This is a genomic window from Streptomyces sp. NPDC040718, assembly GCF_055593565.1.
In genome coordinates this window covers 1-23,353 of the sequence record NZ_JBVIXO010000021.1, presented here as the reverse complement: position 1 = coordinate 23,353, position 23,353 = coordinate 1, and the positions used below count along the sequence as shown (strand labels likewise).

Genomic DNA, 23,353 nt, shown 5'->3' with positions numbered 1-23,353 from the left:
GTCAGTCGTCGTCCGAGACACCGAGGTCGCGGCGCATGGCGGTCCGCATCTCCTTCAGCAGGTCCCAGATCGCGTACTGGTCGCGGGCCGCCGTCTCCCTCGTCTCGCCCGGCTCGGGGGCGTCCCGTTCGAGGCGCTTGACCTGGCCGTAGACCTGGGTCAGGGCGTGGTTCACGGCGCTCGCCGTCACGAGCACCGCGTCCGGGGCGATCATCTGCGCCTCGGAGTAGCGGTCGCGGTGCGTGCCCTTCGCCTCGTCGAGCGCGTCCCGGTCGGCGTCCGTCACGGCCTGCTCCCGCATGAGGTGCAGGTGGCGGTTGAGGGCGGTGACGAACTGCCGCGAGTCCCGGTTGAGTTCCGCGTAGCAGGTGCGCCGGAGCGAGCGGCTCTCGCGGATCTCCTCCTGCGCGCGCACGAGTTCTATCTCCCGGCGCTTGGCCCGTTCCGAGCCCCGCTGGGTCAGCAGCGACCCTCCCAGCGTTCCGGCGACGCCCGCCACCGCGATGACCACCGAGTTGAGATCCACCCAAGCGCTCCGTCAAGTCCTCCGGCCCCGTGCCCGACGCACACGGCCCAGCCCGCCAAGTCTGCCGCCCCCGGCGCCGGCCGGGGGCGGGCGCCCCACTTCGCCGGGTCCGAACCGGCCGTTCAATGGGCCGGGTCGGGTGCTCGGCGCTATCGTGCCGGGCGGGGGAGAGCGACGAGGGGGCGGTGCGGTCATGCGGTTTCTGTTCGTTCACGGTACGGGGGTGCGGCGGGAGCGGCACGACGCCCTGTTCGGGCTGGTGCGGGAGCGGCTCGGGGCGCGGTTTCCCGGGTCCGAGGTCGACTCCTGCTTCTGGGGCGAGCGGTTCGGCGCGGAGCTGAGCGCCGGCGGGCGCTCCGTACCCGGGACGCCGGCGGGGCCCGACGGGGGCGCCGAGGCCGCCGAGTGGGGGCTGCTGCTGGCCGACCCGCTGTGCGAGCTGCGGGTGCTGGCCGAGGCCGGCTGGGCCCGGGAGGGCGAGGGCGAGGGGGAGGAGGACGACCCCTTCGCGATGCCCGGCTTACGGCCCGCCGGGGAACGGGTGCTGGAGCTGCTGCACCGGCTCGCCGAAGCCGAAGCCGAGATCGGAGCCGAAACCGAAACCGAAACCGAAACCCCCTGGGGCCCCGGCGGCGGCCCCGACGAGCTGCGCGCCCTCCTGGACGGCACCGGCCTCGCCGCCGGGTTCCGGCCCGCCCTCCAGGCCGCCGCCGACTCCTCCGAAGCGGCCCGCGCGGGCACCCGCGCCACCGCCGAACCGCAGGCCCGCGAGCTGGCCACCGCCCTCTCCCGGGCCGTCACCGCCGCCGCACTCGCCGCCGCCGGGGCGGACGCCGACTGCACCGCCGCCGAACGGGACCGGCTCGTCGAGCTCCTCACCACCCGCCTCGGCGGCGGCGCCCGCGTCCCCGGCGCCCGGGCCGCCGCCGTCCTCGGCCGGCTCGCGATGCGGGTCACCACGCAGCCCCTGCTCAACGCCTGGCGGGGCTCCCTCACCGTCGGCGCCACCCCCGCCCTCGGCGACATCCTGCGCTACCAGGCCAGAGGCGCCGGTCTGCGGGCGTACCTGCACGAGCGGATCACCGCCCGGCCGGGCCCGACCGTACTGATCGGCCACAGCCTCGGCGGCATCGCCCTCGTGGACCTGCTCGCGCTGGCCGCCGCCGACGGCGTACCCGTACCCGGCGCCGAACTGCTCGTCACCGTCGGCTCGCAGGCCCCGTACCTCTACGAACTCGGCGCCCTCACCGCCCTCGCCCCCGGCAGCCGGCTCCCGTACGGCTTCCCGCGCTGGCTCAACGTGTACGACCGCCAGGACGTGCTCTCCTACCTCGCCGGACCCGTCTTCCCCGGCGACCCCCGCGTCACCGACCACGAGATCAGCAGCCGCCAGCCCTTCCCCGCCAGCCACAGCGCCTACTGGAAACAGCAGTCCCTCTACGAGCGCATCGAACGGGCGGTGACCGAAGCGGGGATCGGGTGACGGCCCTCGGCCGGCCGCACCCCGACGTGAACCCCCGGCGCACCTTCGCGCTCGTCGCGGGCGTCGAGCGGTACGAGATCAGCCACCACTGGAACCTGCGCGGCCCCGCCCGCGACGCCCTGCGCTTCGCCCGGTGGCTGACCGGGCCCGGGGAGGTGCCCGCCGCGAACGTCCGGCTGCTGCTGTCCCCGCTCGACGACCCCGACGCCCTCGACTGGTCCGCGTCCGAGGGCCTGGCCGCGCTGCGGACCGCGCACCGGCCCGCGACCGAGGCGAACGCCCGCACCGCCCTGATCGACGAACTCCCCGAATGCGACGGGGACCTGCTGTGGATCTTCTGGGCGGGCCACGGCTACCTCGGGCGCGACCGGGAGCTGATGCTGCCCTGCGCCGACGCCCGCCCCGGCCACATCCGCCACCTCAACCTCGACGCCGCGCTGCGCTGGTGGCGCACCGACCTGGTCAAGCACCGGCGGTTCCCCCTCCAGGCCGCACTGGTGGACGCCTGCCGCGTCGACGCGCCCCGCGACAGCCGCTGGAACTTCGGCAGCGCCGACTACGGCGGCGGCCGCACCGTCCCCGGGCGGCGGCAGTTCCGGCTGTACGCCTCCCGCGAGGGCGAGGCCGCGCAGAACGACGCCGAACGGGGCGCGGGCCGCTTCACCGAGGCCCTGCTCGGCGAGCTCGGGAACCGGTCCGTGGGGGAGGGCGCCGCAGTCCTGCCCGACGCGGCCCGCAGCATCCACCTGGCCTTCCGGGGACTGCGCGAACGCGGCGAGGGCTGGCAGCTGCCCCAGTTCCTCGTCGACCGGGACTGGGACGCCAACTCCTTCCTGGACGACGACCTGCCCGGCCCGTCCCTGCCCCGTGCCCCCCGCCTCGACCAGACCGGATGGGACGGGCTCGGGGAACTCTTCGAGGGCCGCGACCTGCCGCGCTGCGCGTACGAGGCCTACGCCTGGGCGTTCAAGGCGGCCGGCTGCACCACCCCCGTCGACGGCGGGCTGCCCGCCGACACCCTCCTCGACGTGGTCGCCGACCTCGACGAACGGCAGGGCGGCCGCACCGGAATGCCGCTCGCGGTGCCCTTCGTGCACTTCCTCGCCGACCGGACCGCCCGCCCCGGCGGCGGCCCCGGCGGCGGCCCGGGCGACCCCGAATGGGCGGCGGCGCTCGCCCGGTGGGTACGCGCCACCCGCGAGCGGCTCGGCCTGCCCGCGCTGCGCCCGCCGCCCGCCCCCGCCCGCAAGGCCACCCTGCACGTGCGCCTGGAGTCCCCGCCCGGCGGCGAGGACGGCCTGCTGGCCCGGATGTGGCTGCGCGGCGAACGGACCCGCCACGTATGGGAGTCGGAGGGCAGCCCCGTCCCACTGGCCGCCGTGCGCGCCGAACTCGTACGCCGCCTCGCCGAGGGAGATCCCGGCGCCGGGCAGCCGTACGGGAGCATCGGGCGGATCGAGTTCCACGTGCCGTACGAACTGCTGGAGACGGACTTCGACCAGTGGCCGGTCCCGCGCGGACCCGGCGGCCGGACCCGCCCCCTCGGCGCGGTCCACGAGGTGGTGGTGCGCTGTCCGCAGGAACGCGAGGACACCCGCACCGAATGGCGGACCAAATGGCGCTGGCTGCACGTCCACGACGGCCGCCACCCCGACGCCGTGCGGCTGGTCGAGGACGAGGACGTCACCGACGCCCTCGGGCTGCGGCTGGGGGCCCGCCCGGCACCCGCCTGCGTCCTCGGGCACGTCTCGGCGAACCGTACGTCCGACCTGCTGGAGTCCCTGCTGGAGGGCGGGGTGCCCGTCGCGGTGTGGCGGCGCGGCGGCGGAGCGCCGGCCGGCGGGCTGCCGGCACTGCTCGCGCCCGAGGCCGGGCCCGGTACGCCCGCGGTGTTCGAGCTGCCCGCCCGGGTACGCGAGGCGCGCCGGGCCGCCGTCGGCCAAGAACCGGGAGGGGAAGACCAGTTGGTGTTGTTGTGGGACGATCCGGACGACACGGTCGACCTCCGCTCCCTGGCCTGACACCGCCACCCACGACCCCGCCCGCAACGGCCGGCCTGCGGCCACGATCCGAACGCACCACCCGCGAAGAGACGATGGAGGCACAGGCAGTGGCGAAGGACTGGTGGCTGTACCAGGGCGCGGGCCCCGGCGAGGAACGCCGCACCCGGCTGGAAGCCGGAACGCCTCCGCCCTGGCGGGACTTCACCGGCGTCCCCGACCCCTCCTACGGGCCGCCCGGCTGCTCCGGCGAGGCCTGGGAGCGCACCCGCAGGCGCGGCGAGGGCTACGTCCCGGACGATCCCGAGAAGGACGTGGTCAACACCGCCCTGCACCTGCGCCGGCCGCTGCTGATCACCGGAAAGCCCGGCGTCGGCAAGTCCACCCTCGCCTACGGCATCGCCGCCGACCTGGCCCTGGGCCCCGTACTGCACTGGCCGATCACCAGCCGCACCGTGCTCCGCGACGGCCTCTACCTCTACGACGCCATCGGCCGGCTCCAGGAGGCCGGACTGGAACAGGTCCGCGCCCCGGGCACCCGCCTCCCCGGAGCCGCCGAAGGACCCGCCACGGCCCCCTCCATCGCCCGCTACCTGCGCCTCGGCCCGCTCGGCACGGCCCTCCTCCCGCAGAGCCGGCCGCGGGTCCTGCTCATCGACGAGATCGACAAGAGCGACATCGACCTGCCCGGCGACCTCCTCACCGTCTTCGAGGACGGCGGCTTCGTCATCCCCGAACTGGCCCGCCTCGCCAAGGAAGACCCCACCGTCGCCATCGGCACGGACGACGACCCCGACGCCGGCGTCACCGTCACCCAGGGCCGCGTCCAGTGCAGCTACTTCCCCGTCGTCATCCTCACCAGCAACGGCGAACGCGACTTCCCGCCCGCCTTCCTGCGCCGCTGCGTCCGCCTCCACCTGGAAGCGCCCGGACCCGAGAAACTCGCCCGCATCGTGCGCGGACGGCTCGGCGTCGACATCACCGGCGAGGCCGCCGCCGAGTACCAGGACCTCGTACGCAGCTTCCTCGAACGGGCCGAGGACGGCGACCTGGCCACCGACCAGCTCCTCAACGCCATCCAGCTGCGCCTCGCCGGAGCCTGGTCGGCACCCGCCGACCGCGACCGCTTCCTCGCCACCGTCATGCAGCACCTCACCGGGCCGAGCGCGTGATCGAGAGGCTCCTCGCCGCCTTCGCCGAAGGCGCCGGGGACGGCGCCGCGCCCCGCACCGCCGTCGGCCCCGAAGAGATCGCCGACATCCTGTGGCTGGCCGCCCGCGTCGACCCGGCCGGCGCCACGGCCCGTGACGGGAACGCACGGCAGCCCGCACCGCCGGAGCCGGACGAGGCCCCGCCCGCGCCCCCGGGCCCCGCCCCCGACGCCGGCCGGACCGGCCCGCCCGCCGCCGGGTCCGCCCAGCTCTTCCCCGCCGTCCCCGCCCCGCCCGAGCGGCCCGCCGGGCCCGGCGCCGACACCGGCGCGCGGCGCGGCGTACCGCTGCGGCTGCCCCGCACCGCCTCCCTCGACGACCCGCTCGCCCTGATGCGGTCGCTGCGGCCCGTGGGACGACGTTCCATCGGCGGGCCGGGGGAGGAGCTGGACGAGCAGCTCACCGTGGAACGCAGCATCGAGGCGATGGTCCCCACCCCGGTGCTGCGTCCCGCCGAGAGCCGCTGGCTCGACCTGGCCCTCGTCGTCGACTCCCACCCCTCGATGCTGCTCTGGGCCGACCTGGTGGCCGAGCTGCGCGGGGTGTTCACCCGCAGCGGCGTCTTCCGCGACGTCCGCACCTGGCAGCTCACCGGCACCGCCCCCGGCGGCACCCCGATGCTCGCCCGGGGCCGCGGCGGCCCGCCCCGCAACCCGCTGGAACTCGCCGACCCCGCCGGCCGGCGGCTGATCCTGCTCGTCTCCGACACCGTCGCCGGGGGCTGGCAGGAGGCCCCGCTGCTGCGCGTCCTGCGGCACTGGAGCACCCACAACGCCGTGGCCGTGCTGAACGTACTGCCCGAACGGCTGTGGACGCGGGGCGCCGTCCGCCCCGTCCCCTTCGCCGTCCGCTCAGACCGGCCGGCCGCCGCCACCCGCTCCTGGCAGGCGGTCCCCGCCGCCCGGCGGGCGCGGGGCGGCGGACCCGTGGTCCCGGTGGTGGGGCTCGCGTCCGGCAGCCTGGCCCGGCTCGTGCGCACGGTGTCCGGGGACGGGCGTTGGCGTCGGCTCGCCTGCCTGCGCCTGGACGCCGCCCCCGCGCCCGCCGCCGCGCCGCGCCGGGACACCACCGCGCTGGAGGCGGTCGAGCGCTTCCGGGCGAGCGCCTCCCCGACCGCCCAGCAGCTCGCCGCCCACCTGGCCGCCGTACCGCTCACGCTGCCGGTGATGACCCTGGTGCGGCGCTCCCTGCTGCGCGACTCCGAGCACGGGCACCTGGCGGAGGTGGCCCTCGGGGGGCTCTTGGCCCCGTGGGAGGGGCAGCAGCGGCCGGAGGAGGCGGAGTTCGACTTCCTGCCGGGGGTACGGGAGGTGCTGCTCGGCTCCCAGCTGCGCGGGGACGTCGCCGCGGTACGGGAGCTCGTGCGCCGCCGGGTCTGGGAGTTCATGTACCGCCACCGGGGCACCGGCCCCGACTTCTCGGCCACCCGGGTCACGACGGGCGCGGAGGGGCGCCGCCGGGTCCCGGAGGGGGCCTTGCCGTTCGCGGAACGGCCTTCGCCCGTGCGTCGCTTCGAGGTCCGGCTCGCCGAACAGCGCGGGGTGCGGGACGCCGTCGTGCAGGTGCGTTTCGAGCCGCTGGCGGAGCCGCGTGAGGTGGGCACCCTGCTCGGCCCCCGGCTGGTGCTGACCGTCGGCGACGTGGAGCAGCCCCGGGACGCCGTCGCCTGGGTGAGGCGGGTGGACGGCAGGGAAGTCGCCTGCCGGCCCGTGTGGTGGGACGGGGCGAGCCCGCGGGTGCTGCTGCTGGAGAGCGGGGAGGACCTGGCGGACCCGCGGCGGTTCGAACCTCCGGAGTGGGGGGCGCCGCCGGAGGACCAGGCCGCGGAGGTGGAGGCCGTCGTCGACGGCTTCGGGGAGGACCAGACGCGGCGTTCCTTCTTCGGCCAGTTGCTGCTGTCCGCCGGTGCCCGCAACGGCGAGCTGCTCCGGCTCCCCGTCGACCTGGGGGACTGGCTCCACTTCCGCGGTTCCCCGGTCTCCAGCGACGGGAGCCTGATCGGTGTCGTGCACACCGTCCGGCCCGACCGGATGGTCTTCCTGACGGCCGAGGCCTTGCTCGCGCAGGCCGGCTTTCGGGAAGTGCTGGAGGAGCGGGCGTACGGGACCGGGGTCACTCTCGCGGTGCGGGTCGGCGGGGGTTCCCGCATGTCTGCGGGGCTGGGCGCGATCCTGTTGCAGGAGATGGCCGAAGCGAGGGTGGCCGGGGGGTTGCAGCGCGGGCTGCGGTTCTCACTGTCCGGGCCGGGAGCCTACAGCGGGGCCGGGTTCGTACTGACGGCGTTGCCGCGGGCCATGGCCCGGCTCGCCGACGGGAAGCCGGAAGGGCTGCAACCGCCGCTCGCCGTGGCCCTGGCAACCGGGCGAGCCGATGCCTCGGCGGAGGATCCCGACCGGATCCTTCGCAGCTCCGTGATCACGGAGCTGCTGGCGTCCGGGGGGCCCGGGCACGCACAGCGCCTCGTGGTCGCGGTCTCCCCGTCGCTCTACGAGGAGCTCCACGAGCTCCTCGGCCCTCTGGCCGTGCGCCTCCTCAAGCCACTGGGGGAGGACTCCGGGGGATGGCTGCTCGTCGGGGATCCCGGCCGGCTGGCGGAGCTGCTGGCGGACGCCGGGACGTACCGCCGGGAGGAGTCCGTCTGGCCCCGCTGTGGTCACGTAGCCTCCGGCCAGAGTGCCGCGGGGTGCATCGGCATCAGGGTGACGGGCTACCAGAGCTGCCTGGCCCACATGACGCGCTCCGAGCAGGACGCCTACCTGAGCACCCTGGAGCCCACCTCCTCCGTCGACTTCCGGGGGACCACCTTCGAGGGAGGACTGCTGGGGAGGGTGCTCGACGCGCTTCGGGAGCCGGGGACGGGACGGGTGCGGCTGGGCTCGGCGGACTTCACCCGGGCGTGCTTCAAGGACGACTGGGTGGCCGTGGCAGGGATCTTCACCGGCGAAGCCGACTTCACCCGCGCCGTGTTCGAGGGCCAGGCGGGATTCACCGCGAACACCTTCGCCGCGGACGCGTCCTTCCACCGGGCCGTCTTCGTCGACGAGGCGCGCTTCGGGTACGCGAAGTTCATGGGCTCGGCGACATTCGACGGTGCCGTCTTCGAGCACGCGGCGGTCTTCGAGAAGGGCGCCTTCGAGGGGGCGGCCGCTTTCGACCGCGCCGTGTTCGTCCGAGCGGCGCGGTTCGACGAGGTCATCTGGTACGAGGCCGTCTCCTTCGGGCGCGCCGTCATGGAGGAGGGGGCGGTGCTCGACGGGATGGCGGTGCGCAGGAGGGCGGACTTCGGCCGGGTCGTCTTCAAGGGGCGAACGTCGCTCGGTGATTCGACCTTCCACGGACCGGCATCCTTCGCCCGCGCTGTGTTCGAGGGGCCGCTGTCGGCGGCCGGCGCCCGCTTCGCGCACGTGTCGGACTTCGAGGCCGTGGTCTGCGAGGGGGAGGCGGTGTTCCGTGACGTCCGCTTCGACGGTCCGGCCGTTTTCGCCCGTGCCCTCTTCCACGGCCTGGCGGCATTCGACGGGGCCTGGTTCGAGGAGCGGGCGGGCTTCGAGGGCGCCCTCTTCAGGGGGCCGGTACTGATCAAGAACACCTGGTGCACGGAACCGGTCACCTTCGGCGGCGCCGTCTTCGAGGGCATGTTCCGGTGGGTCGATTCGAAGGTGGGCGCGGCAGTGGCCGGTTTCGACGGTGTCGTGTTCCGGGGCCCGGTGCGTTTCCAGCGCGCCGAGTTCAGGGGCGACGCCCTCTTCGACGGCTCGGCCTTCGACGGAGCCGTCACCTTCGAGGACTGCGACTTCCGGGCCGTCCTCTCCCTGGAGCACACGACCTTCCGCGGGCCGGTCTCGCTCACCGGGGTCACGCTCGCCCGGCCGCTCCGGCTCCCCGACTTCTGGACCTCGATCGAGTCGGACGGCGTGTGGGAGATCACCTCCCCCGAGCGTCCGGAATCCGGTGACACCTGAGGCATTCTGGCCACTTCAGAGCCAACCCGAGCACCAGGAGCCCCAGTTGACCCGCGCGCCGCACGGCACCGGTACCCGCCACGTCCCCTTCGACCGCCTCCACAACTTCCGCGACATGGGCGGCTACCGCTCCGCCGACGGCCGGGAGCTCCGCTGGGGGAGCCTCTACCGGGCCGACTCCCTCGGCAAGCTGGACGGCGCCGACTGGGACCGCTTCCTCGGGCTCGGCGTGCGGACCGTCATCGACCTGCGCTACCCCTGGGAGATCGAGGCGAAGGGCCGGATACCGGAGCCGGAGCGCTTCACGTACGCCAACCTCAGCATCGAGCACCGCCCCTACGACCAGGCCGAGATCGACCCCGCCCTCGACCCCTGGCGCTACCTCGCCGACCGCTTCGCGGAGGTGGCCGAGGACGGCGTGGACGAGATCCGGCGGGCCATCGAGCTCATCGCCGACGGCCCCGGCCCCGCCGTGGTCCACTGCACCTCCGGCAAGGACCGCACCGGCCTGATCGCCGCCCTGGTCCTGACCCTGCTCGACGTCCCCGAGGAGGAGGTCCTGGCCGACTTCGCCCTCACCGAGCTCGCCACCGAGCGCCTCACCGCCGACTGGCACGCCGCCAACCCGGGCCGCACCATGCGCTGGCCCTCGTACGGCCGCGCCCCGGCCACCGTGATGGAGCTGGTCCTCGCCGACCTGACCAGCCGTTACGGGTCCCCGTCCGGGTACCTCACGGACGCCGTCGGCATCACCCCGGACACCACCGCCCGGCTGCGGGAGCGGCTGCTCGTCTGAAAAACCAGGTGCTCCGGCCGGTGCGCGCCGCCTACAGTCGCGGTGCGCGCCGCCGCCAGGGCGGTGCCTGCCGATGCCGAGCGAAGAGAAGGGGAACCGGGCCATGCGTACGAACCGCACCGCCGCCGTCGTTCCCCCCTGCCGGTACGACGTGATCCCGGTGTCCCGCAGCGCGCGGTAACAGCCGCGCGGCTGTCGCCGTACGCCCGTGACGCACCCCTGAACACGAAACCCCGCCGGCCCTGCCGCGGGGTGGACCGGCGTCACGGGAATCGCGCCGCCCTCTTCCCACCCCAGGCACCGAAAGGCCCGGGCCATGCGCACCGACCCACGACACACCAGCACCAGCACCACTGCCGCCGCCGTTCGCAACCTCGGCATCCTCGCCCACGTCGACGCCGGCAAGACCACCGTCACCGAGCGGATCCTCTTCGCCACCGGCGCCATCCACAAGCGGGGCGAGGTCCACGCCGGCACCACCGTCACCGACTACGACCCCCAGGAACGCGACCGCGGCATCACCATCTTCGCGGCGGCCGTCAGCTGCGCCTGGGACGGGCACCGGGTCAACCTGATCGACACGCCGGGGCACGTGGACTTCGCCGACGAGGTCGAGCGCTCCCTGCGGGTCCTCGACGGGGCGGTCGCGGTCTTCGACGCCGTCGCCGGGGTCGAGCCGCAGAGCGAGTCCGTGTGGCGGCAGGCGGACCGGCACGGCGTGCCGAGGATCGCGTTCGTCAACAAGCTCGACCGGGCGGGCGCCGACCTCGACGGGGCCGTCGCCTCCATCCGGGAGCGGCTCGGCGCCGTGCCCCTGGTCGTGCAGCTGCCGGTCGGACGGGAGGACGGTTTCACCGGCGTCGTCGACCTGCTGCGGATGCGCGCGCTGCTCTGGCGCGCCGGCGACGGTTCGTACGAGACGGTGCCGGTGCCCGAGGAGCTGCTGGAGGAGGCGCGGCGAAGGCGCCGGCTCCTGGAGGAGACGGTGGCCGAACTCCACGCGGAGGCCCTGGAGGAGTTCTGCGCCGGCGCCGGGCTGGGCGAGGGGACGCTGGTCCGTGCCCTGCGCGAGCTGACCCTCGCCGGGGACGGCGTGGTCGTGCTGTGCGGTTCGGCGTACCGCAACCGGGGGATCGAGCCGCTGCTCGACGCCGTGGTGGCGTACCTGCCCGCACCGGGCGACATGCCGCCGGTGCGGGAGCGGGCCGCCGACCCGGCGGAGCCGCTGGCCGCGCTCGCCTTCAAGGTGACGGCGACGGCGACCGGCCGGCTGACCTACCTGCGGGTCTACTCGGGCACCCTGCGCAAGGGGGACTCCGTGCTGGATCCGGCCACGGGCCGGACGGAACGCGTCGGGCGGATCCTGCGGGTGCAGGCCGACCGGCACGAGGAGCGGCAGGAGGCGGTGGCCGGTGACATCGTCGCCGTCGTCGGGCTGAAGTCGGCGCGGGCGGGTACCAGCCTGTGCGCGCCGGAGGCGCCGCTGCTGCTCGAACCGCCCGTGGTGGCGGACCCGGTGGTGTCGGTCGCGGTCGAGGCGGGCCGCGGTACGGACACCGGGCGGCTCGCGTCCGCGCTGGCCCGGCTCGCCGAGGAGGACCCCTCCCTGGTGGTGCGGACCGACGCGGAGACCGGGCAGACCGTGCTGTCGGGGCTGGGCGAGCTGCACCTGGAGGTGGCGGTGGAGAAGGTGCGCCGTCTCCACGGGGTGGAGGTCGTCGTGGGCCGGCCGCGGGTCTCCTACCGGGAGACCGTCGTGCGCGGGGTGGCCGGATTCGTGTACCGGCACGTCAAACAGGACGGCGGCGCGGGCCAGTTCGCGCACGTCGTGCTCGACGTGGAGCCGCTGGCGGAGCCCGGTTTCGAGTTCCGTTCGGCGGTCACGGGCGGCCGGGTGCCGCAGGAGTACGCGCGGGCCGTGGAGGCGGGCTGCCGCGACGCCCTCGCCGAGGGCCCGCTCGGCGGGCATCCGGTGACGGGGCTGCGGGTGGTCCTGACCGACGGGGCGACCCACTCCAAGGACTCCTCGGAGATGGCGTTCCGTGCGGCGGGCCGGTTCGCCCTGCGCGACGCCCTGCGCACCTGCGGGGTGGAGCTGCTGGAGCCGGTCGCGGAGGTCACCGTGACCGTTCCGGACGAGGGTGTCGGCGCGGTCCTCGGGGACCTCGCCGCGCGCCGCGGCCGGGTCACGGGCTCGGCCGGGCAGGCCGGGACCACGGTGGTCACGGCGACGGTGCCCGTGGCCGAGCTGTTCGGGTACGCGTCCCGGCTGCGCGGCCGTACCCAGGGCCGGGGCGGTTTCACCAGCCGCCCGGCGGGTCTGGCCCCCGTCCCCGCGGCGGTGGCCGCGACCCTGACGGCCCGCTAGCACCGCCGTACCCCCTCCCAGGGCCCCGTCCCGGCTTCGGCCGGGGCGGGGCCCCGGCGTTCCCGCCCGGGTTCCGGCACCTCTCTTACATACCCCCCATGGGTATGCTACGTTGCTACGCGAAGGTACCCCCCAGGGGTATATGGCAGAGGAGGGTCAGGGCAATGTCAACCGTCAATCCCCGGCGCTGGTGGGCACTTGGCGTGCTTGCCGCCGCCCAGTTCATGGTCATCATGGACACCTCGATCATCGGGGTCGCGCTCCCCGAGATGCAGAAGGACCTGGGCTTCTCCCAGGGCGAGCTCCAGTGGGTCTTCAACGCCTACGTGATCGTCTTCGGCGGGTTACTGCTGCTCGGCGGGCGGCTCTCCGACCTGTTCGGGGCCCGCAAGATCTTCGCCACCGGCTGGGTCGTCATGATCGCGGGGTCGGTGCTCGCCGCCGCCGCGCAGAGCGCCTCGGTGGAGATCGCCGGCCGGGCCGTCCAGGGAGTCGGCGGCGCGCTGATCGCGCCCTCGGCGATGACGCTCCTGATGATGCTCTTCGGGCACAACCCCAAGGAACTCGGCAAGGCGATGGCCCTCTACGGCGCCGCCGCCCCCGCCGGCGGTACCGCGGGCGTGTTCCTCGGCGGCGTGTTCACCGAATGGGTGAGCTGGCCGTGGGTCTTCATCATCTACGTCCCGATCGGCGTCGCGACCCTCGCCGCGACCAAGCTGCTGCCGGCCGTCCAGTCCCGCCGCGGTTCCGTCGACGTCCTGGGCGCCGTCGCCGTCACCGCCGGACTCGCGCTCGCCGTGTTCGCCGTCGTCAGGGCCCCCGAGGTCGGCTGGGGCGCCACCGCCACCGTGCTGGAGCTCGTCGGCGCGGCCGTCCTGCTCGCCCTCTTCTTCGTGATCCAGAAGACCGTCCGCGAGCCGCTCATGCCGCTCAGCGTGTGGCGGATCCCGCGCCTGGGCTCGGCCAACCTCGCGATGACGCTGCTCGGCGCCGCCTGGATCCCGATGTGGTACTTCCTCAACCTGTACCTCCAGCAGGTGCTGAACTACGGCGCCTTCGCCTCCGGCGCGGCGCTGCTCCCCATGACGGTGCTGCTGATGATCTTCATGACGGCCATCACCGCCCGCCTCATGGGCCGCTTCGGGGCCAAGCCGCTGATCGTCACCGGCCTGCTCGCGCTCGCGGCAGGTCTGGTCTGGCTGGCCGCCGTCGAGCCGACCGGCACCTTCCTCGTCGACGTCCTGCCCGCCTCGCTCGTCGCCGCGCTCGGCATGGCCCTCGCCTACATCCCGGCGATGATCGCCGCGATGTCCGGCGCCCCGCAGGAGCAGGCCGGCCTCGCCTCCGGCATCGTCAACACCACCTACAACGTGGGCTCCGCCCTCGGCCTGGCCGCGCTGACCGCGCTCGCCACCACCCAGGGCGCCGGCGAGCTGGGCGACCTGCCCGCCCTCACCGACGGGTTCAGCGCCGCCTTCATCGGCGCCGCGGTCATCGCCGCCGCCGGCGCAGTGATCACCCTGCTCGTGATGAAGGGCGACAAGTCCGCCGCCCCGGCCTCCGCTCCCGCCGCCGACGCCCCCGCGTCGCGCAGCGAGACGGCGGGGGTGTGACGTACGGGACCGCCCGCACTCACCCAAGGGGTCGCCCGACGTCCGTCCCGGACGTCGGGCGACCCCTTTTCCGAACCCGGAGCCCGAACCCGGAGCCCCGCCCCCGAGCCCTCACCCGGACCCCGTACCCGAACGAAAGGGAGACCCCTCGATGAAGGACATCCGCACCCGCGCCGTGCACGTGGCCCACGAGCTCGAAGTCCCCACGAGCCGGCCGCTGTCCGTACCGCTCGTCCAGTCCTCCGCCTTCGCCTTCGACTCCGCCGACGAACTGGCACGGGCCATGGCCGGCCCCGACGGCGACTACGTCTACAGCCGCCGCGGCAACCCCACCGTGCGCGCTCTGGAGCGCACCCTCGCCGGACTGGAGGGCGGGGCCTCCGCCATCGCCTTCGCCTCCGGGATGGGCGCCATCAGCGGGGTCCTGCTCGCCCTGCTGCGCCCCGGCGACCAGGTGATCGCGCAGCGCTGCCTGTACGGGGGGACGTACGCGGCGCTGAGCGACCTGAAGGAGCGCTACGGGGTGCGCGTCGACCACATCGGCGGCGACGACGCGCGGGAGTTCGAGGCGCTCGCCGGGCCGCGCACCCGGCTGCTGGTCCTGGAGACCATAGCCAACCCCACCGGCCAGGTCCCCGACCTGCCCGGCCTGCTGGCGGCGGCCCGGCGCCGCGGGGTGATCGGCGCCGTGGACAACTCCCTGGCCTCGCCCGTCCTGTGCCGGCCGATCGAGCACGGCGCCGACATCGTGCTCCACTCCACCACCAAGTACCTCGCCGGGCACTCCGACGTCCTGGGCGGCGCGGCCGTCTTCGCGGACGACGCCCTGCGCCGGGAGGTGTGGCCGCGCACGGTCGAACTCGGCGCCAGCGCCGACCCGTTCGCCGTCTGGCTGACGCTGCGGGGCATCGCCACGCTGCCGCTGCGGATGCGCGAGCACTGCGCCAACGCGGGCCTGCTGGCGCAGCGGCTGGCGGCCCATCCTGCGGTGGCGGCCGTCCACTGGCCGTGGCTGGGAACGCACCCTTCGTACGCGATGGCCCGCAAGGTGCTCTCCGGCGGCGGCGGGCTGCTCTCCTTCGACCTGCACGGCGGCCGCGCGGCGGGCCGCGCCTTCGTGGAGGGGGTGCGGCTGGCTCGGCTCGCGCTGTCCCTGGGCGGGGTGGAGACGCTGGTCACGCACCCTGCCAGCACCTCCCACCGGGAGCTGGACGAAGGGGCGTTGGCGGGCGCCGGGATCGGTCCGGGCCTCGTCCGGATGTCGGTCGGCATCGAGGACCCGGAGGACCTCTGGCAGGACATAGAACAGGCACTGCGGTCTTCTTTTGGGTTGACAAAATAATCGGCTGATTCGTAGATTGGTTCACGCCAGAGAAACCACTCCTCTCCGTCAAGGGGGTTGCGTGATGCGCTACTTCGAGGACTTCCGGACCGGTGACGTCCACGAACTGGGCACCGTCACCGTCACGGCGGAGGAGGTGCTGGAGTTCGGCAGGCGCTTCGACCCGCAGCCCTTCCACACCGATCCGGAGCTCGCCGCCCAGACCCCCTTCGGCGGCCTGATCGCCAGCGGCTGGCACAGCGCCTCGATGTTCATGCGCCGCTACGTCGACGGGCTCCTCGCCTACAGCGCCTGTACCGGCTCCCCCGGCGTCGACGAGATCCGCTACCTGCGGCCCGTCCGCCCCGGGGACGTGCTCACGGCGCGCGTCGAGGTCCTGGGCTCGCGCCCTTCGCCGTTCAACCCGCGCACCGGCGTCGTCCGGCCCAAGTGCACGCTGGCCGACGCCGACGGGAACGTCGTCTTCAGCATGATCCTGCACAGCATCTTCGAGCGGCGGCCCGCCGAGTGCGACGCACCGCACCCCGCCGCCGCCGAGGACCCGGTCGTCCGCGTGCGGTCCCTGGCCTGACCCGAGGGCCACGGCCTGACTTTCCCCTGCCCGACGAGTGAAGGGAGCCTCCCGTGGAGGCCGTATCCCGCACCGCCCAGTGGACCGCCGCCGCGCGGGCCCTGGAAACCGAGCGCGAGGACCGGCTGTTCGCCGACCCGTACGCGCGCACCGTCGCCGACACCATCGGCTTCGACCTGCTGGAACGCTACGCCGGAGCCGGCACCGTGCCGTTCCTCGCCATCCGCACCACCTACCTGGACCGGGCCATCCTCCGCGCCGTCCAGGACCACGGCATCCGCCAGGTCGTGTTCCTCGCCGCCGGCATGGACACCCGCTTCTTCCGGCTCCCCTGGCCCGACGGCGTCACGGTCTACGAACTCGACCGCCCCGCCCTCCTGGAGGCCAAGGCCGGGATGCTCGCCGGTGAGCCGGCCCCCGCCGGCCGCACCCGCGTCACCGTCCCCGTCGACCTCACCCAGGACTGGACGGGCCCGCTCCAGGAGGCCGGCTGGCGAGCCGACCAGCCCGTGCTGTGGGTCGTCGAGGGCCTGCTCTTCTTCCTCCCCGAGGAAGCCGTGCGCGGCCTCATCTCCAAGCTCGCCGGCCACTCCGTGCCCGGATCCGTCCTGCTCGGCGACGTCATCAGCAGGGCCGCCCTGCAGAACCCGCTGTCCCGGCCCTTCCTCAAGTGCCTCGAAGAGGACGGGAACCCGTGGCTCTTCGGCACGGAGACCCCCGAGGAACTCCTCGCCGAATGCGGCTGGGACGTGCGCGAGGTCCGCCAGCCCGGCGAGGACGGCGCCGACTTCGGCCGCTGGCCCTACCCGGTGCCCGCCCGCAGCGTCCCGCGCGTCCCGCGCTCCTTCCTGTTCACCTGTGACCTCCCGACCGCCGAGGTGAAGGCAGCATGACCGCCGTCCACGACTTCCACCAGCGCGTCATCAGCGATGCCGGAGCCGCCGTACGCGGCCTGACCGTCGCCCTCGGCGAACGGCTCGGCCTGTACCGGGCGCTGGCCGAGGCCGGCCCGCTGACCCCCGCCCAGCTCGCCGCGCGCACCGGGATCGACACCCGCTACGCCGAGGAGTGGCTGCACGCCCAACTGAGCGCCGGGTACGTCGAGCGCCACCCGAGCGCCGGCACGTACACGCTGCCCGCCGACCACGCCCCCGTGCTCGCCGACCCCACCGCGGTCACCTTCGCCGCCGGGTTCTTCACCGCCCTCAAGGCCCTCTACGGCACCGAGGACCTGCTCGTCGACGCGTACCGCACCGGCGACGGCGTCGGCTGGGCGGAACACGACCCCGCCCTCGACACCGGCATGGGCAGCTTCTTCCAGCCCACCTACCAGCACCGCCTCGTCCCCGAGTGGCTGCCCGCGCTCACCGGTGTCACCGGCAAGCTGGCCGCCGGCGGCACCGTCGCCGACGTCGGCTGCGGCGTCGGCCACACCACCCTGCTGATCGCGAAGGCCTTCCCGCAGGCGACCGTCCACGGCTTCGACTACTCCGAGGAGGCCGTCTCGATCGCCCGCCGGCTGGCCGACGAGGCCGGGCTCTCCGACCGCGTCGTCTTCGAGGTCGCCTCCGCCGACGACTACCCCGGCACCGGCTACGACCTGGTCACCTTCTTCAACGCCCTGCACGACATGGGCGACCCGGTCTCCGCCGCCCGGCACGTGCACAAGTCCCTCGACGCGGACGGCACCTGGATGCTCGTCGAGTCGAACGTCTCCCCCGACGACATCGACACCCAGACCCCGGCCGCCCGCATGTTCATGGCCCTCTCCGCCGTCATGTGCCTGCCCGTCGCCGTCGCCCAGCGCGGCCCCCACGCGCTCGGCAACCACTCCGGCGAGGAGGCCTTCCGCGCCATCGCCGAAGAGGCCGGTTTCACCCGCTGGCGCCGGGCGACCGAGACCCCGGTCAACGCCGTCTACGAAGTCCGGCCGTAGCCGCCGCACCCGGCCCGCGCCGAGCGGGGCCGCCCCGGCGGCCCCGGCACCACCACACACCCCGAGGAGTCACCATGGGCGTGAGCGCCCCCCTGCCGGTCACCGACCGGTTCCTTGAAGTCCTGGAACGCCTCAGCCACCGCTCCATCGAGGAGTACTACAACCCCTACCAGCAGTTCGACTGGCCCGAGAAGCTCGACGAGGGCCGTATGTGGATGACCCCCGAGCTGCTCACCGTCTACGGCACCCCCTTCTACGAGGAGCTCGGCGAGGAGACCCTCCGGCGCCTCTCCAAGTGGGAGAGCATTAACTTCTACAGCCTCAACGTGCACGGCATCCGCGAGCTGCTCATCGAGGTCGTCGGACGCATCCACATGCCCGGCTTCGAGGTGCCCTCGGACTTCTTCCACCATTTCATCGGTGAGGAGAACGAGCACATGTGGTTCTTCGCCGAGTTCTGCCGCCGCTACGGCGACAAGATCTACGGCTCCACCGCCCTGCGGGCCGACTCCGCCTGGGAGCCGGAGGTGGAGAACTTCCTGGTCTTCGCCCGGATCCTGTTCTTCGAAGAGCTCGTCGACCACTACAACACGCGGATGGCGCGGGACGAGGACCTCTGCCACACCATCCGCGAGGTCAACCGCATCCACCACCAGGACGAGTCCCGGCACATCGCCTTCGGCCGCGAGCTGGTCTCCCTGCTCTTCGACCGCATGCGCGAGGCCGTCCCCGCCGCCCGCGTCGCCGAGGTCGAGGCGTACCTCAAGCGGTACGTCGTCTACAGCCTCAACTCCCTCTACAACCCGCACGTCTACCGCGACGCCGGCATCGCCGACCCGGTGGGCCTGCGCAACGCACTGGTCGCCGACGAGCGCCGCCGGCCCTTCGAGCGCAAGACCATCCGCAAGCCGCTCGGATTCTTCCTGAAGACCGGGATCTTCACGGACGACGTCCTGCCCGTCGTCTGAGAGGCCCACCGCCGTCCGAGAGGTGACTCCCCATGACCGCCATGACCACCGCCGCCACCGCCAGAGACACCAAGGGCCTGCCGTCGCTCGGCCCCGAGGGCACCGCCCTGCTGCGGCTGCTCGACGACACGTTCGAGAGCTGGGGCGTCCAGGCGGGCGCCCGCTCGATGACCATGCCCCCGCTGCTGCCGGCCGCCGACCTGGCCCGGCTCGACTACTACGACAACTTCCCCCACCAGGCCGTCGTGGCGGCGCCGCTGAACCTGGACGTCCGGGAGACCAGCGAGTTCTGCGCCGACACCGGCTGCTTCCCCTGTGACGCACTGGAGCCGGCCGCCCTCGGCCTGCCGTCCGCGTCCTGCTACGCCGTCTACATCGACCACCAGGGCCGCCCGGCCGCCGACGACGAGCTCGTCACCGTGGTCGGCTGGTGCTTCCGCAAGGAGGCCCACTACGAGGGCCTGCGCCGCCAGCTCGGCTTCCGCATGCGGGAGATCGTGGCCATCGGCACCCGCGAGCACGCCGAACGGCACCTGGCGACCTTCACCCGGCGGATCAACGCCTTCGCCGAGGCCCTGGACCTGCCGCTCAGCCGCGAGGCCGCCTGCGACCCCTTCTTCGACAAGGGCAGCTCCAAGGCCGTGCTCCAGCGCCTGACCCCGGTCAAGCACGAGTTCCTGTACGAGGACCTCGCGATCGCCTCGGTCAACACCCACCGCAACTTCTTCGGGGACCGGTGCGAGATCCCCCTCGCCTCCGGCGGCGGCCCCGCCTTCACCAGCTGCGTCGCCTTCGGCCTGGAGCGCTGGCTGTCCGCGCTCACCCGGCGCCACGGCAGCTGGGGTGCGGCGACCGCCGCGGTCCTGCGCGCGAACGCGGCCGGGCCGGCGATCTGAGGTGCCGACCCGACCCGTCGCCGCCCCGCCGGCGGGCGGCCTGGGCTGGGCGAACCTCGGCATGGACATCGTGTCCGTCACCCGTGTCCGCCGGCTGCTCGCCCTCTACGGCGAGGACTTCTTCCAGCGCATGCTCACCCCCGGCGAACTCGCCGACTGCCGTACCTCCGCCAAGCTCGACGTACTGAGCCTGTGCGGGCGGATCGCCGCCAAGGAGGCGGCGTTCAAGACCCTTCGCGTCCGCGCCGTGTTCCTGCCCTGGCGGGACATCATCGTGCGGCGCTCCGAGGGCGGCTGGCCGCTCGTGGAACTCCACCGGTCCGCCGCCGAGATGGCCCGGCGGTCCGGCATCGCCGGGATCACCGTGACCATCAGCCACGACGTGGACTACGCGGTGGCGGTCGCCGCCCCCGTACTGGATCCGCTCACCGTCCCGGAGCAGCTCCCGGAGCCGGGCCCCGCCCCGGAGCCCGCACCCGTGCCCCCCACCCCACCCGTACACAGCACTTCAAGGAGAGACACCATGTCCGACGGTCTGCAGCTCGTGAAGAACTGGCTCCTCGCCCGCCACGAGGAGCTCGACGACATCGCCGGCGACCTCGACCTCATCGAGACCCGGCTGATCGACTCGCTGTCCTTCGTCGAGTTCGTCTTCCTGCTGGAGCAGCACAGCGGTCGCGCCATCCAGCTGGAGACCCTGGAGGTCAACGAGATCCGCACCCTCGACGCCATCCGCACCCACTTCTTCACGGCCAAGGTGGGCCAGGCGTGAGCAAGCGGCTGTTCACCTCCGAGTCGGTGACCGAGGGTCACCCCGACAAGATCGCCGACCGGATCAGCGACACGATCCTCGACGCGCTCCTCGCCCAGGACCCGGCCTCCCGCGTCGCCGTGGAGACCCTCATCACCACGGGCCAGGTCCACATCGCCGGAGAGGTCACGACGACGGCGTACGTGCCGATCGCCGCACTCGTCCGACAGGCCGTTCTGGACATCGGCTACGACTCGTCCGCCAAGGGTTTCGACGGCGCGTCCTGCGGTGTGTCGGTGTCCATCGGCGCGCAGTCCCCGGACATCGCGCAGGGCGTCGACACGGCCTACGAGCAGCGCGTGGAGGGCGAGGGCGACGAGCTGGACAAGCAGGGCGCGGGCGACCAGGGCCTGATGTTCGGCTACGCCTGCAACGAGACGCCCGAGCTGATGCCGCTGCCGATCCACCTCGCGCACCGCCTCTCCCGCCGGCTCACCCAGGTACGCAAGGACGGGAAGATCCCGTACCTGCGTCCCGACGGAAAGACGCAGGTCACCATCGAGTACGACGGCGGCAAGCCGGTCCGCCTCGACACGGTGGTGGTCTCCTCGCAGCACGCGGGCGACATCGACCTCGACGCGCTCCTCACCCCGGACATCCGGGAGTTCGTGGTGGACCACGTGCTGGGGCAGCTGGCCGAGGACGGCATCAAGCTGGACACCGAGGGCTACCGGCTGCTGGTGAACCCGACCGGCCGCTTCGAGATCGGCGGCCCGATGGGCGACGCCGGCCTCACCGGCCGCAAGATCATCATCGACACGTACGGCGGCATGGCCCGCCACGGCGGCGGCGCCTTCTCCGGCAAGGACCCGTCGAAGGTCGACCGCAGCGCCGCGTACGCGATGCGCTGGGTCGCCAAGAACGTCGTCGCCGCCGGCCTGGCCACCCGCTGCGAGGTCCAGGTCGCCTACGCCATCGGCAAGGCCGAGCCCGTCGGCCTCTTCGTCGAGACCTTCGGCACCGGCACCCTGCCCGACGAGCGGATCCAGGAAGCCGTCTCCGCCGTCTTCGACCTCCGCCCCGCCGCGATCGTCCGCGACCTCGACCTCCTGCGGCCGATCTACGCCCAGACCGCCGCCTACGGCCACTTCGGCCGCGAACTCCCCGACTTCACCTGGGAGCACATCGACCGCGTGCCCGAGCTCCGCAAGGCGGCCGGGGTCTGACATGCGAATCGCTGTCACCGGGTCCATCGCCACCGATCATCTGATGACCTTCCCCGGCCGGTTCGCGGACCAGCTGCTCGCGGACCGGCTGGACCGGGTCTCCCTGTCGTTCCTCGCCGACGACCTGGAAGTGCGCCGGGGCGGGGTGGCGGCGAACATCGCGTTCGGGCTGGGCGTGCTGGGACTGCGCCCGTCGCTGGTGGGCGCGGTGGGCGGGGACTTCGAGCCGTACCGGCTGTGGCTCAAGGACCACGGGGTCGACACCGACTCCGTGCACGTGAGCGACACCCGGCACACCGCCCGCTTCGTCTGCACCACCGACCGGGAGCAGAACCAGATCGCGACCTTCTACGCGGGCGCGATGGCCGAGGCCCGCGAGATCGACCTGCGGGAGGTCGTCGCCCGCAGCGGCCGGCCGGACCTGGTCCTGGTCTCGCCGGACGACCCCGAGGCCATGCTCCGCCACACCCGGGGCTGCCGCGAACTCGGCATCCCCTTCGCCTCCGACCCCTCCCAGCAGCTGGCCCGGCTCGGCCGGGACGAGGTGCGGCAACTGGTCGACGGCGCACAGCGGCTCTTCACCAACGAGTACGAGTCCGCCCTGCTGTGCGAGCGCTCCGGACTCACCGAGGAGCAGGTCCTGCGGTGCGTCGGCTCCTGGGTCACCACGCGAGGCCAGGACGGCGTACAGATCCGCACGGCCGACCGCGAGCCGCTCACCGTGCCCGCCGTTCCGGTCACGGACGTCGCCGACCCGACCGGCGTCGGCGACGCCTTCAGGGCCGGCTTCCTCGCCGGCACGGCCTGGGGCGTACCCGAGCGGTACGCGGCCCGACTGGGCTGCGCGGTCGCCGCGACCGTACTCGACCACACCGGCACGCAGGAGTACCGCCTGGAGCGGGAACCGCTGCTGGCCCGTCTCCGCGACGCGTACGGCCCGGCCACCGTGACGGAACTGTCCACACACCTGGAGGCACTGGAATGAGCCGGTCACTGCGGGAGGAGCTCGCGGCGCGCGTCGTCGTCGCGGACGGCGCCATGGGCACCATGCTCCAGGCAGCCGACCCCACGATGGACGACTTCCTCGGACTGGAGGGCTGCAACGAGGTCCTCAACCTCACCCGCCCCGACATCGTCCGCTCGGTCCACGACGAGTACTTCGCCGTCGGTGTGGACTGCGTCGAGACCAACACCTTCGGCAGCAACCTGTCCGCGCTCGCCGAGTACGGCATCGAGGACAGGGTCTACGAACTCTCCGAGGCCGGAGCCCGCATCGCCCGCGAGTCCGCGGACGCGCACACCGCCCGGGACGGCCGACCCCGCTGGGTGCTGGGCTCCATGGGACCGGGCACCAAACTGCCCACCCTCGGGCACGTGGGTTACGAGCTCCTGCGCGAGGCCTACCAGCAGAACGCCGAGGGCCTGATCCGGGGCGGCGCGGACGCGCTGCTCGTGGAGACCACCCAGGACCTGCTCCAGACCAAGGCCGCCGTCATCGGCGCGCGGCGGGCACTGGACTGGTGCGGCATGGGGGACCTCCCGCTGATCGTCCAGGTCACCGTGGAGGCGACGGGCACGATGCTGCTGGGTTCGGAGATCGGTGCGGCGTTGACGGCGCTGGAGCCGCTGGGGATCGACATGATCGGTCTGAACTGCGCGACCGGTCCGGCGGAGATGAGCGAGCACCTGCGCTACCTCGCCCGC

Annotated in this window: 18 protein-coding genes; 17 read left to right on the top strand and 1 reads right to left on the bottom strand. The window is 73.6% G+C overall.

Features of this window, described 5'->3' with window-relative positions:
• Position 1: 1 nt before the first annotated feature.
• Entirely contained in the window at positions 2–526 is a 525-nt protein-coding gene (locus ACZ597_RS33010; protein ID WP_471338594.1) for a hypothetical protein, read from the bottom strand.
• Between the two features lie 193 nt (positions 527–719).
• On the opposite strand from ACZ597_RS33010, the gene ACZ597_RS33005 reads away from it, so the two are divergent.
• The 17 genes from ACZ597_RS33005 to ACZ597_RS32925 all read left to right on the top strand — a co-directional run.
• A complete protein-coding gene (locus ACZ597_RS33005; RefSeq protein WP_471338592.1) occupies positions 720–2,009 on the top strand; it encodes a hypothetical protein in 1,290 nt (429 codons plus the stop codon).
• Positions 2,006–4,030 (top strand): VMAP-C domain-containing protein, encoded by a 2,025-nt coding sequence (locus ACZ597_RS33000; RefSeq protein WP_471338591.1) that lies wholly within the window; start codon positions 2,006–2,008, stop codon positions 4,028–4,030. Before ACZ597_RS33005 ends, ACZ597_RS33000 begins: the two co-directional genes overlap by 4 nt.
• Before the next feature lie 74 nt (positions 4,031–4,104).
• Positions 4,105–5,181, top strand: coding sequence for an AAA family ATPase (locus ACZ597_RS32995; protein ID WP_471338589.1), 1,077 nt, complete (start codon positions 4,105–4,107; stop codon positions 5,179–5,181).
• On the top strand, positions 5,178–9,182 hold the full coding sequence (locus ACZ597_RS32990) for an SAV_2336 N-terminal domain-related protein (protein WP_471338587.1): 4,005 nt from the start codon (positions 5,178–5,180) through the stop codon (positions 9,180–9,182). The genes ACZ597_RS32995 and ACZ597_RS32990 overlap by 4 nt, the downstream gene beginning before the upstream one ends.
• 46 nt (positions 9,183–9,228) lie before the next feature.
• Positions 9,229–9,978: a tyrosine-protein phosphatase gene (locus tag ACZ597_RS32985; protein WP_471338585.1), complete on the top strand. Its 750-nt coding sequence runs from the start codon at positions 9,229–9,231 to the stop codon at positions 9,976–9,978.
• 316 nt (positions 9,979–10,294) lie between these two features.
• Positions 10,295–12,346, top strand: coding sequence for an elongation factor G (gene fusA / locus ACZ597_RS32980; protein ID WP_471338583.1), 2,052 nt, complete (start codon positions 10,295–10,297; stop codon positions 12,344–12,346).
• Between the two features lie 164 nt (positions 12,347–12,510).
• On the top strand, positions 12,511–13,959 hold the full coding sequence (locus ACZ597_RS32975) for an MFS transporter (protein WP_471338581.1): 1,449 nt from the start codon (positions 12,511–12,513) through the stop codon (positions 13,957–13,959).
• A gap of 151 nt (positions 13,960–14,110) precedes the next feature.
• Positions 14,111–15,301 (top strand): trans-sulfuration enzyme family protein, encoded by a 1,191-nt coding sequence (locus ACZ597_RS32970; protein ID WP_471338579.1) that lies wholly within the window; start codon positions 14,111–14,113, stop codon positions 15,299–15,301.
• Positions 15,302–15,365: 64 nt separating this feature from the next.
• Positions 15,366–15,872: a MaoC family dehydratase gene (locus ACZ597_RS32965; protein WP_471338577.1), complete on the top strand. Its 507-nt coding sequence runs from the start codon at positions 15,366–15,368 to the stop codon at positions 15,870–15,872.
• Positions 15,873–15,925: 53 nt separating this feature from the next.
• Positions 15,926–16,765: a class I SAM-dependent methyltransferase gene (locus tag ACZ597_RS32960; RefSeq protein ID WP_471338575.1), complete on the top strand. Its 840-nt coding sequence runs from the start codon at positions 15,926–15,928 to the stop codon at positions 16,763–16,765.
• Positions 16,762–17,808, top strand: coding sequence for a class I SAM-dependent methyltransferase (locus tag ACZ597_RS32955; protein ID WP_471338573.1), 1,047 nt, complete (start codon positions 16,762–16,764; stop codon positions 17,806–17,808). The genes ACZ597_RS32960 and ACZ597_RS32955 overlap by 4 nt, the downstream gene beginning before the upstream one ends.
• Before the next feature lie 74 nt (positions 17,809–17,882).
• Positions 17,883–18,776, top strand: a complete 894-nt coding sequence (locus ACZ597_RS32950; protein ID WP_471338571.1) for a diiron oxygenase — start codon at positions 17,883–17,885, stop codon at positions 18,774–18,776.
• A gap of 32 nt (positions 18,777–18,808) precedes the next feature.
• The gene (locus ACZ597_RS32945; protein ID WP_471338569.1) at positions 18,809–19,672 is read left to right on the top strand and encodes a class-II aminoacyl-tRNA synthetase family protein; all 864 of its coding nucleotides are present in this window, start codon (positions 18,809–18,811) and stop codon (positions 19,670–19,672) included.
• Between the two features lies 1 nt (position 19,673).
• Positions 19,674–20,444 (top strand): holo-ACP synthase, encoded by a 771-nt coding sequence (acpS, locus tag ACZ597_RS32940; RefSeq protein ID WP_471338567.1) that lies wholly within the window; start codon positions 19,674–19,676, stop codon positions 20,442–20,444.
• The gene (gene metK / locus ACZ597_RS32935) at positions 20,441–21,649 is read left to right on the top strand and encodes a methionine adenosyltransferase (RefSeq protein ID WP_471338563.1); all 1,209 of its coding nucleotides are present in this window, start codon (positions 20,441–20,443) and stop codon (positions 21,647–21,649) included. Before acpS ends, metK begins: the two co-directional genes overlap by 4 nt.
• Before the next feature lies 1 nt (position 21,650).
• Complete coding sequence (locus ACZ597_RS32930; RefSeq protein WP_471338560.1) at positions 21,651–22,634, top strand: carbohydrate kinase family protein; 984 nt, start codon at positions 21,651–21,653, stop codon at positions 22,632–22,634.
• Positions 22,631–23,353, top strand: a 723-nt coding sequence (locus tag ACZ597_RS32925; protein ID WP_471338558.1) for a homocysteine S-methyltransferase family protein, incomplete at its 3' end; no start/stop codon positions are given. The genes ACZ597_RS32930 and ACZ597_RS32925, both read left to right, overlap by 4 nt.